The organism is Embleya sp. L77 (assembly GCF_055557415.1).
Genome location: NZ_CM145710.1, coordinates 1,061,956 through 1,077,522, shown reverse-complemented (window position 1 = coordinate 1,077,522; position 15,567 = coordinate 1,061,956). Strand labels below are relative to the sequence as shown.

General features: G+C 72.2%; 15 protein-coding genes. 13 read left to right on the top strand and 2 right to left on the bottom strand.

Annotated elements, in window-relative coordinates:
- Positions 1 to 158 precede the first annotated feature (158 nt).
- The 9 genes from ACZOOI_RS34785 (at position 159) to ACZOOI_RS34745 (ending at position 8,875) form a co-directional block, all read left to right on the top strand.
- On the top strand, positions 159 to 1,784 hold the full coding sequence (locus ACZOOI_RS34785; RefSeq protein ID WP_465283551.1) for an ABC transporter substrate-binding protein: 1,626 nt from the start codon (positions 159 to 161) through the stop codon (positions 1,782 to 1,784).
- On the top strand, positions 1,765 to 2,886 hold the full coding sequence (locus ACZOOI_RS34780; protein WP_465283550.1) for an ABC transporter permease: 1,122 nt from the start codon (positions 1,765 to 1,767) through the stop codon (positions 2,884 to 2,886). Before ACZOOI_RS34785 ends, ACZOOI_RS34780 begins: the two co-directional genes overlap by 20 nt.
- Positions 2,883 to 3,797 carry an ABC transporter permease gene (locus ACZOOI_RS34775; protein WP_465283549.1) on the top strand — a complete coding sequence of 305 codons (915 nt, stop codon included), beginning with the start codon at positions 2,883 to 2,885 and terminating at the stop codon, positions 3,795 to 3,797. The genes ACZOOI_RS34780 and ACZOOI_RS34775 overlap by 4 nt, the downstream gene beginning before the upstream one ends.
- Positions 3,798 to 3,802: 5 nt before the next feature.
- Positions 3,803 to 4,831, top strand: a complete 1,029-nt coding sequence (locus ACZOOI_RS34770; protein ID WP_465283548.1) for an ABC transporter ATP-binding protein — start codon at positions 3,803 to 3,805, stop codon at positions 4,829 to 4,831.
- Complete coding sequence (locus ACZOOI_RS34765; RefSeq protein WP_465283547.1) at positions 4,828 to 5,832, top strand: ABC transporter ATP-binding protein; 1,005 nt, start codon at positions 4,828 to 4,830, stop codon at positions 5,830 to 5,832. The genes ACZOOI_RS34770 and ACZOOI_RS34765 overlap by 4 nt, the downstream gene beginning before the upstream one ends.
- Entirely contained in the window at positions 5,829 to 7,022 is a 1,194-nt protein-coding gene (locus tag ACZOOI_RS34760) for an amidohydrolase family protein (RefSeq protein ID WP_465283546.1), read from the top strand. Before ACZOOI_RS34765 ends, ACZOOI_RS34760 begins: the two co-directional genes overlap by 4 nt.
- Before the next feature lie 101 nt (positions 7,023 to 7,123).
- Positions 7,124 to 7,567, top strand: coding sequence for a DUF4440 domain-containing protein (locus ACZOOI_RS34755; protein WP_465283545.1), 444 nt, complete (start codon positions 7,124 to 7,126; stop codon positions 7,565 to 7,567).
- A gap of 50 nt (positions 7,568 to 7,617) precedes the next feature.
- Positions 7,618 to 8,022, top strand: a complete 405-nt coding sequence (locus tag ACZOOI_RS34750; RefSeq protein WP_465283544.1) for a hypothetical protein — start codon at positions 7,618 to 7,620, stop codon at positions 8,020 to 8,022.
- Positions 8,023 to 8,266: 244 nt separating this feature from the next.
- On the top strand, positions 8,267 to 8,875 hold the full coding sequence (locus tag ACZOOI_RS34745; RefSeq protein ID WP_465283543.1) for a hypothetical protein: 609 nt from the start codon (positions 8,267 to 8,269) through the stop codon (positions 8,873 to 8,875).
- Positions 8,876 to 8,906: 31 nt separating this feature from the next.
- Here the strand turns inward: ACZOOI_RS34745 and ACZOOI_RS34740 are convergent, their stop codons facing one another.
- A complete protein-coding gene (locus ACZOOI_RS34740) occupies positions 8,907 to 9,245 on the bottom strand; it encodes an ArsR/SmtB family transcription factor (protein ID WP_465283542.1) in 339 nt (112 codons plus the stop codon).
- Positions 9,246 to 9,392: 147 nt separating this feature from the next.
- Here ACZOOI_RS34740 and ACZOOI_RS34735 point away from each other — a divergent pair, with 147 nt between their 5' ends.
- Positions 9,393 to 10,391, top strand: coding sequence for a zinc-dependent alcohol dehydrogenase family protein (locus ACZOOI_RS34735; protein WP_465284101.1), 999 nt, complete (start codon positions 9,393 to 9,395; stop codon positions 10,389 to 10,391).
- 234 nt (positions 10,392 to 10,625) lie between these two features.
- Here ACZOOI_RS34735 and ACZOOI_RS34730 read toward each other — a convergent pair whose 3' ends face one another.
- Complete coding sequence (locus ACZOOI_RS34730) at positions 10,626 to 11,225, bottom strand: GNAT family N-acetyltransferase (RefSeq protein WP_465283541.1); 600 nt, start codon at positions 11,223 to 11,225, stop codon at positions 10,626 to 10,628.
- 262 nt (positions 11,226 to 11,487) lie between these two features.
- Here ACZOOI_RS34730 and hglS point away from each other — a divergent pair, with 262 nt between their 5' ends.
- From hglS to ACZOOI_RS34715, 3 genes are all read left to right on the top strand, one after another.
- A complete protein-coding gene (gene hglS, locus ACZOOI_RS34725; protein ID WP_465283540.1) occupies positions 11,488 to 12,888 on the top strand; it encodes a 2-oxoadipate dioxygenase/decarboxylase in 1,401 nt (466 codons plus the stop codon).
- 215 nt (positions 12,889 to 13,103) lie between these two features.
- Complete coding sequence (gene amaB, locus ACZOOI_RS34720; protein WP_465283539.1) at positions 13,104 to 14,642, top strand: L-piperidine-6-carboxylate dehydrogenase; 1,539 nt, start codon at positions 13,104 to 13,106, stop codon at positions 14,640 to 14,642.
- Between the two features lie 354 nt (positions 14,643 to 14,996).
- Positions 14,997 to 15,554: a GNAT family N-acetyltransferase gene (locus tag ACZOOI_RS34715; RefSeq protein ID WP_465283538.1), complete on the top strand. Its 558-nt coding sequence runs from the start codon at positions 14,997 to 14,999 to the stop codon at positions 15,552 to 15,554.
- Positions 15,555 to 15,567: the final 13 nt, after the last annotated feature.

Here is a 15,567-nt window from a genome sequence, read left to right as displayed (position 1 = left end):
TGATCACCGTGAATGGATCTTTGGTCCCAAATGCCGAGACGGCCGAGAAAGCCATTGACCATCACGTTCGGCGACGCCTACTTTCAAGCCCACCGTTCAGCCAGATCAAACACTCGGTTCCGTCATCGGCCGATCGGGTGGCTTGAGGAAGGTGCGCCATGCAGGGCAATCACCCCATCGGGGACAGTCGCCGGGCCAAGGCCGTGCGTCGGGCCGCCGCCCCACTGGCGGTCACCGTCGCCGCCGCTTTGATGCTCGCCGCGTGCGGCGGCGCCAAGAAGCAGTCCGGCGACGCCCAGGGCGACGGCGGCACGCTCGTCGTCGACACCTCGTTCAGTCTCAAGACCGCCGACCCGGGCCGGACCTTCGAGCCCACCGGGATCCTGGTCACCCGCCCCGTCTACGACACGCTGCTGACCTTCGCGGGCGGCGACGTGACCAAGCCGGTACCGCTGCTCGCCGCGTCCTTCGAGGCCGCCCCGGACGCCAAGACGTTCACCTTCCCGCTGCGCCCGGAGGCCAAGTTCTCCGACGGCACGCCGGTGACCGCCAAGGACGTGGTGTTCTCGTTCAACCGGGTCAAGAACCTCAAGGGCAACCCGGCCTTCCTGCTCGACGGCGTCACCGCGACCGCCAAGGACGAGCACACGGTGGTGCTCACCACCGAGGCCGCCGATCCCGCGCTGCCGTTCCGCATCGCCACCCCCGCACTGGGCGTGGTCAACTCCAAGACGGTCGCCGCACACGGCGGCTCGGACGCGGCGGGTGCGGACCAGGGCGACAAGGCCGAGCAGTTCCTGAACTCCGACTCGCAGGGCAGCGGCCCGTACCGGATCACCAAGTACGACGTGAGCAGTGAGGTCATCCTCACCCGCAACGACAACTACTGGGGCGCCAAGCCCAAGTACGCCAAGGTCGTGGTGCGCAACGTGCCCGCGAACACCCAGCAGTTGAACGTGCTCAGCGGCGAGAGCCAGGTCTCCCTGGACATGTCGCCGGACCAGGCGGTCAAGGTCAAGGGCCAGGCGCAGGTGCTGCAACAGCCCACGCCCACCACCGCGTTCCTGTTCACCAACGACAACCCGGCCACCTCGCCGACCACCTCCAACAAGGACTTCCAGGAGGCGGTGCGCTACGGCCTGGACTACAAGAGCCTGCTGGACGTGGCCGGCGCCGGCTCCGCACAGGCCGCCGGCGTCGTGCCCGGCTTCTTCACCGGCGCGCTCGACCCGGCCAAGGCCGTGCAGCGCGATGTCCCGCGCGCCAAGGCCGCGTTGGCCCGTGCCGGGCTGAACAACCCCAGCGTCGACCTGTACTACGCCTCCGACGTGACCATCAACGGGATCAACTTCGGCGACCTCGGCGCCCGGGTGCAGGCCAACCTCAAGGAGGTCGGCATCAACATCAACCTCAAGCCGGCCCCGACCCAGACCGCGCTGGACTCCTACCGCAACGGCACCGAGTCGATGGGCCTGTGGTGGTGGCAGGCCGACTACCCCGACGCCAGCGACTACCTCGCGTTCACCCCGGGTGAACTGGTCGCCCTGCGCGCCGGCTGGAAGAAGGACGCCAACGCCGAGGTGAGCGACCTCGCCCAGCGGGCCAAGGTCGCCACCACCGACGCCGAGCGCGTCGCGCTGTACAAGCAGCTCCAGGAAGCGATGAACAAGACCGGCCCGTTCATGCCGCTGCTCCAGCCCGCACAGGTGATCGCCGCGAACAACTCGGTGAAGAACCTGCACTACAACCCGATCTGGTACATCGATGTCGACAAGCTCGGCTGACCCCAGGGTCGACCGCGGCACCCCCCGGCCGGCCGCACCCCGCAAGGGTGCGGCCGCCGGCCCCCGGGCCGCGCGCGGCTCCCACCCCTTCGCCCGCTTCGTGCTGGTGCGCCTGTCCGTCGGGCTGCTGCTGTGCCTGGGCATCACGATCCTGGCCTTCGTGCTCACCCACGCCGTGCCCGGCGACCCGGTCGCCGCCAACCTCGGCGACCGCGCCCAGAACGACCCGGCCGCCGTCGCCGCGTTCAAGGAGAAGAACGGGCTCAACGAGTCCCTGCCCTCCCAGTACGGCACCTACCTCGACAACCTCCTGCACGGCGACATGGGCACCTCCCAGCAGACCCACCGACCCGTGTGGGACGACCTGGCCGACCGGGTGCCCGCCAGCCTCGAACTCGCCCTGGTGGCCATCGTGTTGGCGCTGGTGATCGGCGTCGGACTGGGCATCGTCGCCGCGGTGACCCGCAACCGCTGGCCGGACCGGATCATCCGCGTCGTCAGCCTCGCGGGCGTGTCCATGCCGGTGTTCTGGCTCGCCCAGGTCTCCTTCTATCTCTTCTCCTTCAAACTCGGCTGGATCCAGGCTGGCGGGCGACTGTCGCCCGGCGCCATCCCACCCGAGGACATCACCGGCCTGTACACGCTCGACTCGCTGCTCACCGGCGACCTCGGCACCTTCGGCGAGGCCTTCTCCCGCCTGGTGCTGCCCGCGTGCGTGCTGGCCGCGTTCAACATCGGCGTGCTCACCCGCTTCACCCGCGCCGCGGTCCTGGAAGCCCTCGGCAACGACTACGTCCGTGCCGCCCGGGCCAAGGGCCTGCCCGAGTTCACCGTGATCCGCCGGCACGTGCTGCGCCCGGCACTCACCTCGATCCTGACCGTCGCCGGGCTCACCTTCGGTGGCATGCTCGCCGGCACCGTCCTGGTCGAGAACGTGCTTTCCTGGCCGGGCCTGGGCCAGTACGCGTACAAGAGCGCACTGAACCTGGACCTGCCGTCCATCATGGGCGTCTGCCTGTTCGTCGCGGTCGTGTACGTCGTGATCAACCTCCTCGTGGACCTGCTCTACGGGGTCATCGACCCGAGGATTCGCCTCTCGTGAACGCCACGCGCCTCTTCCTCGGCGATCGGCTCGGAGCCGACCGCACCGGCACGGACGACCCCGCCCCGCGGCGCAAGCGCCGCCCGGGCAAGTCGCCGTGGCGCAGCCCCCTGGCCATCACCGGTCTGGTCATCATCGGCGCCTTCCTGATCGCGGCGATCTTCGCTTCGCTGATCTCGCCCGAGGACCCGCTCGCCCAGAAATGGCCCAAGTACCAGTCGCCGTCCGGCGAACACTGGTTCGGCACCGACCAACTCGGCCGCGACATCCTCTCCCGGGTCATCCACGGCACCCGCATCTCGCTCCCGCTCGCCCTGCTCCTGGTCGTGCTCGCCATGGTCATCGGCACCGTGCTCGGCGCGGTCGCCGGCTACTTCGGCGGCTGGATCGACATGATCGTGATGCGCTGCGCCGACCTGGTGCTCGCCTTCCCGGCGATCATCCTGGCCATGGCCGTGGTCGCGGCACTGGGCCCCAACCTGACCAACGCCGTGCTCGCGGTGGTGATCGTCAGCTGGCCCACCTACGCCCGCGTGGTCCGCGGACTGGTGCTGACCCTGCGTCAGTCCGACTTCGTCCAGGCCGACCGGCTGCTCGGCGCCTCCGGGTGGCGGGTGCTGGCCGTGGACCTGCGGCCCAACCTGGCCGGCCCGGTCGCCGTGCTCGCCGCGCTCGACCTGGGCAACGCCGTACTGCTGCTGTCCGGACTGTCCTTCCTGGGCCTGGGCGCGCAGCCGCCCGCCGCCGAGTGGGGCGCGATGGTCAACGCGGGCTCGGCGAACTTCGACGCGTGGTGGGTCGCGGTCTTCCCCGGCGCGGCCATCCTGCTCTCGGTGCTCGCCTTCAACTTCCTGGGCGACACCCTGCGCGACGCGCTCGACCCGCGTACGGCACGGGCGATCCGAAAGTGACGGACATGAACGACACCCCGACCCCGCCGGCGGTCGACGACGAGCCGCTGCTGGCGATCCGCGACCTCGTCGTCGAACTGCCCGGACCCGACGGCGAACGACTGCGCGCCATCGACGGCGTCGACCTGACCGTGGGCCGCGGCGAGATCGTCGGCCTGGCCGGCGAGAGCGGCTCCGGCAAGACGATGACCGCACTCGCCCTGCTCGGGCTGCTGCCCCAGGGCGGCAGCGCGAGCGGACGGATGCTCGTCGAGGGCCAGGACGTGCTGACCATGACCCCGGGTCAGGTCCGCGACCTGCGCGGCAACCGCGTCGCGATGGTCTTCCAGGACCCGATGACCTCGCTGCACCCGATGCTGAGCATCGGCAAACAACTCACCGAACACCTGCGCCACCACAAGAAGTTGGACAAGCGCGCGGCCAACGCTCGCGCGGTGGAACTGCTCGCGACGGTGCGCATCCCCGACCCCGAGCGGGCCCTGCGTCGCTACCCGCACCAGTTCTCCGGCGGCATGCGCCAGCGCATCGCCATCGCCATCGCGCTGGCCTGCGATCCGGCGCTGCTGCTCGCCGACGAGCCCACCACCGCGCTGGACGTCACCGTGCAGGCCGGCATCCTGCGCCTGCTGGACCGACTGCGCCGGGAGAACGGCCTGTCGGTGCTGATCATCACGCACGACCTGGGCGTGATGTCCGCGCTGGCCGACCGGGTTTCGGTGATGTACGCGGGCCGGATCGTGGAGAGCGGGCCGCGCGCGGACGTGCTGCGCGAACCCCGCCACCCCTACACCCGCGGCCTGCTCGACGCGCTGCCGCACCCCGACGGCGGCACCGCGGCGCTCGTACCGATCGTCGGCGCCCCGCCCAAGCTGGGCCAGGCGCCCACGGGTTGCGCGTTCCATCCGCGCTGCCCGTACGCGGTCGACGGTTGCCGGGAGGAGCGCCCGCGGCTGCTGGCGCTGACGCCGACCCACGCCGGGGCCTGCCCGATCGATCCGCTCGCCGTCGCCGCCTCGAAGGTGGGTACCCCATGACCGTCTCCTCCGTCACGTCCACCGTCACCGTCACCTCCAAGGACACCGGGCTGACCCTGCGCGACGTGAGCGTGTCCTACCGCTCGCCGGGGCGACCCGCCGTGCGCGCCGTGGCCGGTGTGGACCTGCGGGTGCAACCGGGCCAGGTGGTCGGCCTGGTCGGCGAATCCGGCTGCGGCAAGTCGACCCTGGGCAAGGCCGCGGTCGGGCTGCTCAAGCCCTCCGCCGGCGTCGTCGAGTTCGACGGACGCCCGGTCACCCCGCTGGGGCTGCGGTCGCGACCGACGCGACAACGCGGCCTGCAGATGGTCTTCCAGGACCCGTACGCGTCGCTGAACCCGCGCCGCCGGGTCGGCGAACAGATCTCCGACGCCGTGGTCCTGGCCGGCGGCACCCGCGACCGCGGCCGCGGCGTGGCCCGCGAACTGCTCGACCGGGTCGGCCTGCCGGTCGAGTTCGCCGACCGCTTCCCGCACGAGTTCTCCGGCGGCCAGCGCCAGCGCATCGCCATCGCCCGGGTGCTCGCCGCGGAACCCACGTGCATCGTCGCCGACGAGCCGATCGCCGCGCTGGACGCCTCCGCGCAGGCGTCGGTGGCCAACCTGCTGCTCGAATTGGCGCGCGAGCGCAACGTGGGCCTGCTGTTCATCTCGCACGACCTGTCCATCGTGCGGCAGATCGCCGACACGGTCGCGGTGATGTACCTGGGCACCGTCGTGGAGAGCGGCCCCACCGACCAGGTCTGGGCCGAGCCGCGGCACCCCTACAGCAAGGCCCTGATCGCGGCCGTGCCGCGCGCGGACGGCAGCGGCGAGTTGCCCGTGGACCTGCCCGGCGACGTGCCCGACCCGGCCTTCCCGCCGGCCGGCTGCCGGTTCCACCCCCGGTGCCCGATCGCCGTCGACGCCTGCGCGGTCGGCGAACCGGCACTGGTCGAGTTCCTTCCGCGCCGGCGCGCCGCGTGCACCGTCCTCGCGCCGACCCTCACGAAAGCAGGGTGACCGCACTCATGTGGCTGACCAACTGTCACGTCGTCGACGTCGTCACGGGCGAGGTGCTGCGCGATCGCAGCGTGCGGGTCGAGGGATCGACCATCGCCGAGGTGCGTGCCGCGCTGCCGCCCCACGCGAACGCGCACGACCTGGGCGGCCGGCACCTGCTGCCCGGGCTGATCTCGTGCCACTCGCACCTGTCGGTGATCTTCCCGTTCTCCGACACGCGCGAGGACGAATCGCCGGGCCTGACCGCGTTCCGCGCCGCCCAGCGCGCGCACGACGCGCTGCGGGCCGGCATCACCACGCTGCGCTGCGTGCACGAACAGAACCAGATCGACCTGGTGTTGCGCGACGCGCAAAAGCGCGGCTGGATCCGGGCCCCGCGGATCTTCGGCGCCGGCCGCGCGCTGTCCACGCCGCACGGGCACGGCGAGGGCGCGGACTGCTCCTACGCGAGCGGCCCGGACGGCTTCTACCGCGCGGCTTTGGGCGAACTGGCCGCCGGCGCCGACCACCTGAAGATCTTCATCAACTCCGGCCTGGCCCGCGAGGGCGAGGACTTCGAGCACGCGGAGATGACCGACGAGGAGATCGCCGCCACGGTCAAGGCCGCCCACGAACACGACGCGTACGTGGTCGCCCACTCCGGCGAGTCCGCCGCGATCCGCGCCGCGCTGGCCCAGGGCGTGCGCTCCTTCGAACACGCGTATGCGCTCGACGACGACACCGCGCGCCTGCTCGCCGACCGGCGTGCCTTCGTGACCCCCACGCTGTGCGTGACCAACTCGCTCGAGTGGATGCGGGAGAACCGCTTCGAGGAAGCCTCGATCGCCAACGCGCAGAACGCGATCGAACCGCACCAGGAGAGCTTCCGGCGTGCGGTCGCGGCCGGTGTGCAGCTGGTCAACGGCACCGACATCCCGCCCGCCGACCTGGTCGAGGGCGTGCCGGCGGCGGTGTACGAGATGTTCCTGATGGCCCGCGGCGGCCTGGACAACCTGCGCGTGCTCCAGTCGGTGTCCACCACCGCGGCGCGACTGGTGCAGGCCGAGGACCGGCTGGGACAGGTCGCGCCCGGCTTCACCGCCGACCTGGTCGCCGTCGACGGCGACCCGCTGCACGACATCTCGGCCCTGGCCCGGCTGTCGTTCGTCATGCAGAGCGGCCGGATCGTCCGCGAGGACCTGGCCGCCTGACCCGTCACGGACGCCTCCCGGCGGATGCACCTCGCCGGCCCCCGCCCGGGAATCGCCGCGTCCGCGACCCGATCCACCCACGACGTAAGGACCTTCGTGCCATGACCGACGCCGCCGCGCGCAACACCCACCGACCCGCCGGGTCGGCCGAGGACCGGGCCGCCGTCTGGAGCGCCCTGCTCGACATCTACGCCGGCTTCACGGCCGGCGACCGGGAACGCATCGACAGCCGGATCCACCCCGAGGCCACGATCTGGGACTCGGCCGCGCCGGAACTCCTGTTCGGTCGGGCCGACCTGGACCGGATCCGCGCCGCCCGACCGGCGGGCCCGGACGCGCCGGTGGTCACCGGGATCCACGCGAGCGACGAGGTGATCGACGTCTGGGACGACACCGCCCTCGCCCGCTACACGCTGCGCGTGGACTTCGCGCCGGCCGCCGACGGCTCGACACCGGCCTCCGAACACATCCGCAACACGGCGGTGGCCCGCCGCTTCGACCACGGCTGGCTGGTGGTGCACAACCACGAGGACCTGCTGGCGTAACCCGCCCGCCGCTGCGACGGGCGTGCTCGGCGGCGGTCGTCGGGACGGGTGTGGGCCTGGCCCTGGCCGGTCTGATCCCCTCCAGCATCCGCCAACCCCCGTATGCGGCCACCTGGTTGATGGTGTTGAGCGTGGTGTGCCTGTTCCTGGCCGGCGTGGTGGTCGTGCAGGCGGTCCGCACCGCGCGGGCGATGTCCTTCGGCGCGGGCTGCGCGACGATCGCGAACTATCTGGGGTCCCGGCTGGCCGCCGACGGGTCCCCGGACTGGCTCGACGCGCACGCCCTGATCATCGTGACCGCCGGCCTGCTGACCGTGGGCTGCGCGGCCACGTATCTCGGCCGGATCCCGGAACAGCCCAGCCCGTGGGGCATCGCCGCGCCGGGCCGCCCGGAACGCTTCGAGGCGCTGGTTCCGGAGCATCGCCCGCCGGGCTCGGGTGAACTGGTCCGCTGAGCACGTGGTGACAGGGGGCTCCGACCTTCGTCGGGGCCCCCTTTCGCCTGTCCGGTCGCGGAAGCCCCGGTCCGTCGCACCGGAGGCGAGGTACCCCGGCGCCCTGCTCCGTCGGGGAAGTGGAAGTCACCCATATGCGCGCCCGGTTCCTGCATGATGGCGGTGCTGCCCGGAACGCCGGGCTCCGGTCGTCGGGGTGCTCGCCCCGGTTGCCGTCGTGACTCACCTGCGCGGGGTGGACGTCTTGGCTCCCTCTTTCGACGATGCGTATCGGGCCGCCGCGGAGCGGGAGGCGGACGCACTCCGGGCCGAGCAGGCTCATGGGCGGCTTGCGCAGGACGGTCGGGCGCATGCCCGGGCCGTCGCCGAGCCGGCGCTCCTGGCGCTGGTCGAGCCGCTGCGCCGGCGGCTGGAGGCGTCGCGGATCCCGATGCAGACCTACACCGATCGTTCGCGCTCGGGACTGTTCGCGCGTCGCGGTCGGCACTTCTGGCCGCTGGCACCCTCCTTCCGGGGAACGCGCGAGACGCTGAACGTCGCGGGCTGGAGCTCGGACGGCCTGGTGCTGACCCGCAGCGGCCATTTCTCGATGGACTACCGGCTGCCGGGGCCGGAGGGCTTCGCGGCGCTGCTGGACGGCATCGACACGGCCGACGCGAGCGCGCCGTCGTCGGTGCGCGCCGGTGGCCTGTTCGTGGACCGGGCGACGAATCTGGTGCACTGCCTCCGCGCCATCGGGGACGGCGTGGAGGAGCGCACGGTGCACGAACTCTCGTCGTATCTCGCCGACATGGTCGTCCGGCTGGAACTGGTGGAGAAGAACCGCCGCAACGGCACGGCCTACGGCAGCTGAGCGCCCCCGCGGCAACACCGCCGACGTCCACTCACGCGCGGTCGGAACTCGCCATCAGCGCGGACAGCAGACCCGGGAAGGATTCGTCGAACTCGTCGCGGCGCAGCGCGTTCATCCGCGACGTGCCCACGTAGAACTGGCGGATGAGGCCGGCCTCGCGCAGGACGTGGAAGTGGTGGGTGGCGGTGGACTTGCTCACCGGCAGCTCGATCGTGCCGCAACTGACCGGCTCCGGGGCGGCGTAGAGCTCGCTGACGATCCGTCGGCGCACCGGGTCGACGAGGGCTTCGAGGACCTGTTGCAGGCTGATCGTCCGCACGTCCGGGTGGGGCGGGACGCGTTCTCGACCGCCGCGCTGCGTTGTCGCCATCGATGTCCATACCTCCTGTCCGCATGCTACTACGGCGTACATCAAAGTGCGATGACCATCAAAGTTTGACAGTTGTCGTACCTTCCGTTTGAGTGAGGCACGTCGACGCGATCCCGTGTCACCAGTGCCCGGAAGGAACGATGCGTGATGGTCAGGACAGTGCGCTTTTACGAACTCGGCGGGCCGGACGTGCTGCGCGTGGAGGACGTCGAACTCGGTGCCCCGGGGCCCGGTGAACTGGCGATCCGGGTGGACGCGATCGGCGTCAACCGGGCCGAGGCCCTGTTCCGCAGCGGCAACTACATCCAGGACGTGGAGGAGTTCCCCGCCCGGCTCGGCGTCGAGGCCGCGGGCGTGGTCGAGGCCGTCGGCGCGCAGGTCACCGGATTCGAGGTCGGCCGGCCGATCAGCGTGGTGCCGGCCTTCTCGATGAACGACTACGGCGTCTACGCCGAACGTGCGATCGTGCCCGCGTCGGCCGTGCTGCACCGCCCCGAATCGCTGGACGCGGTCGCCGGCGCCGCGGTGTGGATGCCGTATCTGACCGCCTACGGGGCCCTGGTCGAGGTCGGCGGGATGCGCGCCGGGGACACGGTCGTCCTGACCGCCGCGTCCAGCAGCGTGGGCCTGGCCGCGATCCGGACGGCGCACCGGGTCGGCGCGGTCCCGATCGCCACCACCCGCACGCGGGCCAAGGTGGAGCAACTGCGCAAGGCCGGCGCCGCCGAGGTGATCGTCACCGAGGAGGAGGACATCGTCGAGCGGGTGCGCGCCATCACCGGAGGCCGCGGCGCCGAGTTCGTCTTCGACGCGGTCGCCGGTTCCGGCGTGGTGGACCTGGCCAGGGTGGTCGCCCCCGGCGGCACGCTTTTGATCTACGGCGCGCTCAGCGGCGAGGTGACCCCCTACCCGGGATTCGAACTCGGCATGCCCGCACTGAACATGCGCACCTACACCGCCCTGGAGACCACCACCGACCCGGAACGGCTGCGCCGAGCCGAGGCGTTCGTCGCCTCCGGCCTGCGCACCGGAGCCTTCGCGCCGACCGTGGACCGTACCTTCGACCTGGAGCGGATCGTCGACGCGCACCGCTACCTGGAGGCAGGGGCCCAGGTCGGCAAGATCGTGGTCACCGTCGAGCACTGACCGGCCCCGCCGACCGTCGGCAACGGACCGCCGCCACCCGGCCGTTCGTCCGCGATCGTTCCCCATCGTGCAGGCTCCGTGAACGACGCCGGCGGGCCTGACGGCCGTTTCGTCGGGAGCCGCGGACGCGGCGGCGGTGCGAGCCGGTTCGCGTCGGGCCGGTCCGCGTCGGCCCGGCCCGCGTCGCCCGGTTCGCGTCGGCGCGCGCCGGCGGGGCGAGCGAGCCGGCGACGGTCAGCGCGAGAGCGGGCGGCGGGGTGAGGAGCCGGGGCCGCCGGGTGTGGATCCGCGCAGCACGACATCGGGGCGGTGGCCCAGGGCGAGGGCCATCCGGATGTCGTCGAAGCGCTCGTTGTCGACCTCGATGACGTTGGGCAGGCGGCCCCACACGGTGAAGCCGAACTCCTCGTAGAGCTCGATGGCGCCGTGGTTGTTGCCCCGCACACCCAGGGTGAGGGTCTCGATGCCGGCTCGGCGGGCGCTGTCGATCAGGGCCGTCATCAGCAGGCGGCCCAGCCCCAGGCCGCGGCTGGCCGGGTGGGCCATCACCTTCTCCACGTCGGCGGTGTGCGCGAAGACCGGTTCGGGTCGGCGCCGCCACAGGCCGGTCGCGGCGACGTCGCCGTCGACCAGGGCGACGACCAGCGTGGCGTCGCCGATCCGGACGGCGGCGAGCGCGTCCTCCAGCCAGGCGTCGGTGGTGGGCTTGCCCGGCGGGGACAGGTAGCCGATCGCGCCGCCGAGGCGCGCGACATCGTGAAAGATCCGGTGGATCTCCGCGCGCAGCCGGTCGTCGGCGTCGGTCGGTCGGACCAATTCGATCTTCGGTTCCATGGCGGACATTGTTCCGGCCCCGATTCCGCGGGCGGGCACCGGCCCGGCGGAGCGCCGGCCCGCCCGGACGCGCCCGCCCGCCCCGGTTGCCTCGTCCGGCCGGGGGCGCCGTGACCGCGCCGCAGGGCGTGGCGCGGACGGGCGCGGCGGCGTCGCGAGGAAGGTGGGAGTACGCACACCGGGTGCGTGGGTACGACCCGAGGGTTGCGTGATCCCGGGACCGAGGCGGTGACCTCGGTGCCGACCCGAGCGAGGAGAACCCATGGGTACCGTGCCGGCCTGGCAATTGCGAGCCGCCTTCGCCCGCCGCCTGTCGGACATGTACGGATCCGAAGTCCCGGCCTACACCACACTCCTGGCCGCGGTCGCGGAGATCAACGAGGACGTGTCGCGAATCGACGGCGCCGCCGGTCGGCTGGGCGGCATCGAACGGGTCGCGGCGGAACGACACGGGGCGATCCGGGTCGGCACGGCCCGGGAGTTGCGTCGGGTCGCGGCGATCTTCGGCGCGATGGGGATGCATCCGGTCGGCTTCTACGACCTGCGCGAGGCCAGTCGCAGCTCGGTTCCCGTGGTGTCCACGGCCTTTCGTCCGATCGAACCGGCCGAACTGGCCCGCAACCCCTTCCGGGTCTTCACCTCCTTGCTGACCACGGCCGATCGCCGGTACTTCGATCCGGACCTCCAGGCCCGGCTGGAGGCCTTCCTGGCCGCACGCGAGCTCTTCCCCGCCGAGTTGTCGGAGCTGGCCGAACGGGCCGAGCGCGAGGCCGGGCTCGATCCGGAGTCGGCCGAACGTTTCCTGACGCTCGCCGTCGACGCCTTCCGGCTGTCCACCACGCCGATCGACCGGGCCTGGTACGAGGAACTGGCCCGGGTGTCCGCGGTGGCCGCCGACATCGGCGGGGTGAGCGGTACGCACATCAACCACCTCACCCCTCGGGTGCTGGACATCGACCGGCTCTACCGGGAGATGGGGCGGCGCGGGATCACCATGATCGACGAGATCCAGGGCCCGCCCCGCTGGGACGGTCCCGACGTACTGCTGCGCCAGACCTCGTTCCGGGCCCTGGAGGAGCAGCGGCGCTTCCGCGATGCCGACGGCGGCACCGGGACCGCCCCGCTGCGGGTGCGGTTCGGCGAGGTCGAGGCCCGGGGCATCGCTCTGACCGCGACCGGCCGAGCCCTGTACGACGACCTCATGGCCGAGACCGATCGCCGCTCCGAGGGGGTCGCGACGACGGACCGCGCCGACATCGCCCGCGAGGTGTGGACCGCGCGCTTCCCCCGCACCGAACGGGAACTGGCCCTGAACGAGCAGGCGTTCTTCACCTACCGGGCCGTCGCAGCCGACCGGCGACCCGCCGATCGACAACCCCCGGCGGACCTGGCCGGCCTCCTCGACCAGGGCTGGATCGACGCCGAGCCGATCGTGTACGAGGATTTCCTGCCGCGCTCCGCCGCCGGCATCTTCCAATCCAATCTCACCGATGCCGGCACCCGGGACACCGCCCGCTCCGGCGCACACTACGACCGGCAGTGGCTGGCCGAGGTCATCGGGCGACCCGTGCACGATCCGCTCGACCTGTACGCGGCACAACAGCACGCATCCCTGGCCGAGGCCCGCGCCGCCCTCGGCTTCGCGCCCGCCGCGCCGGCGTGACCCGCGGGCGCCGCGCCACCCACCGCGCACCCCGCGCGCGTTGACCACCCCGCCGTCCCCGTCCTCGTCCCCGGCCGTTCGTCGTGGCCGGAACCGAGCACCCGCCGTCCCGACCCCGCACGACGCACCCGCACGCCGCACGCCGCACGCCGCACGTCGAACGCCGAACGCCGAACGCGACCTTGCCCCCGTCCCCGTCCCGGCCAGGAGCCCCGATGCCCGACTCCACCGCCACTCTTCCCGACACCGACCGGCTGCGCGCCCGGGCGGAGGCGTGCCTGCATCGCTGTGGCGCCGTGCCCGGCCCCGACGCCGGCGACCTGACCGTGCGCACCCCGATCACCGGCGGCGTCCTGCGCCGACTGGCCTCCGCCACGCCGGAGCAGGTCTCCGAGGCGGTCGGCGCCGCGCATCGTGCGTTCGGCGTCTGGCGCACGACGCCCGGGCCGGTACGCGGGGCGTTGGTCAAACGCCTGGGCGCACTGCTCGGGGAACACCACGAGGACCTGGCCGAACTGATCACCCTGGAGGCGGGCAAGATCCGGACCGAGGCGCGCGGGGAGGTGCAAGAGATGATCGACGTCTGCGACTTCGCCGTCGGGCTCTCCCGGCAGCTGTACGGGCGCACGATGCCCTCGGAGCGACCCGGCCACCGGCTGTCCGAGTCGTGGCACCCGTTGGGCGTGGTCGGCGTCGTCTCCGCCTTCAACTTCCCGGCGGCGGTGTGGTCGTGGAACACCGCGATCGCCCTGGTCTGCGGCGACGCCGTGGTGTGGAAGCCGTCCGAACTGACCCCGCTCACCTCGCTGGCCTGCGCCGCGCTGCTCGACCGGGCCGTCGCCGACGCCGACGCGCCGACCGACCTGCACCGCCTGGTGCTGGGGCATCGTGCGGTCGGCGAGGTGCTGGTCGAGGATCCGCGGGTCGCGTTGGTGAGCGCGACCGGGTCGGTGCGGATGGGCCGCGAGATCGGCCCCCGGGTGGCTGCCCGGTTCGGTCGTTGCCTGCTCGAACTCGGCGGCAACAACGCGGTGATCGTCGCGCCGTCGGCCGACCTGGACCTCGCGGTGCGCGGCATCGTCTTCGCCGCGGCCGGCACCGCCGGACAGCGCTGCACCACGCTGCGCCGGGTGATCGTGCACGAGGATGTCGCGGACGTGCTCGTCGCGCGGCTGACCCGGGCGTACGCGGAGCTGGGGATCGGCGATCCGTTCGCGGACACCACCCTGGTCGGGCCGCTGATCGCCGCCGCGTCGGGGGAGGCGATGGCCGCGGCCCTGGAGCGGGCGCGGGCCGACGGCGGCGAGGTGGTGGTCGGCGGCGAGCGCGTGCTCGAATCGCAGGCGCCCGACGCGGTGTACGTGCGCCCTGCGATCGTGCGGATGCCCGGGCAGACCGAGATCGTGCGGGAGGAGACCTTCGCGCCCATCCTCTACGTGCTCACCTACCGCACGTTCGATCAGGCGATCGCCCTGAACAACGATGTGCCGCACGGGCTTTCGTCCGGCGTCTTCACCCGGGACCAGCGCGAGGCGGAACGATTCCTGGCCGCGGACGGCTCCGATTGCGGAATCGCCAACGTCAACATCGGCACCTCCGGCGCCGAGATCGGTGGCGCGTTCGGCGGCGAGAAGGAGACCGGCGGCGGCCGGGAGTCCGGATCCGACGCGTGGCGCGCGTACATGCGCCGGGCGACCAACACGGTCAACTACTCCGACGAACTCCCGCTTGCCCAGGGGGTCGACTTCGGTTGAGACCGGCGGGGGCACGATCTCGACGCCCGGCGGGAGGAGGCGCCCGGTGCGGATCCGTTCGGGCGCCCGGGACCGCGTGCGGGTGCGCTCAGCCGGGCTGGAGCGGCCGTGGCGCCAGCAGCCGAAGAAGGCGATGTCCGACTTGGGGACCTTGCGCTCGTTCACCGGGTGCCGACGCGGACCGATCGGCGACGACACCCCCGCGAGCAGCGCGAACGCCCGCGCGTCGGGCCCACTCGCGCCCGCGTCCGGGGCGGGCTGCTCACTTTTTCCGATCAGCTGCGATCGCCAGGCTCTAGGATCCGAACGGTTGATCGACAGCCGGATCTGCACGGCCATGGCGGAAGGACGAGAATGTTCGCGACATCCCTGGGCGACGGAGCCGAGTTGCGGCCGCTGGAGCCCTGGCGGGCCGAGGAGTTCCTCGCCCACATGGACCGCGGGCGGGAGTTCGTCGGCCGCCACATCGGGCTCTCCGACGTCACGGCCGACCTCGACTCCGCCCGGAACTGGCTCCAGTCCTACGCCGACAAGACCGCCGCCGACGCCGGCCGGTTGTACGGCATCTGGCTGGACGGGCTCCTGGTCGGCGGGGTGCTCTTCCGGGTCTTCGACGCGCCTGCGGGCAACTGCGAGGCGGGCTGCTGGCTCGAACCGGCCGCCGCCGGCCGGGGGTTGGTCACCCGTGCGGCCACGGTGATCATCGACTGGGCGATCCGTGAGCGCGGGATCCACCGGGTGGAGTGGCTGGTGTCCTCGGAGAACACCCCGAGCATCAACGTGGCCAAGCGCCTCGGCATGACCCGCGACGGCGTCCAGCGGCAGAGCCACCTCTACCGAGGCGTGCGGCAGGACACCGAGATCTGGTCCGTCCTGGCCCCGGAATGGCTCGCCGTACACGGCACCGCCTGACCTCGGCGTGCCG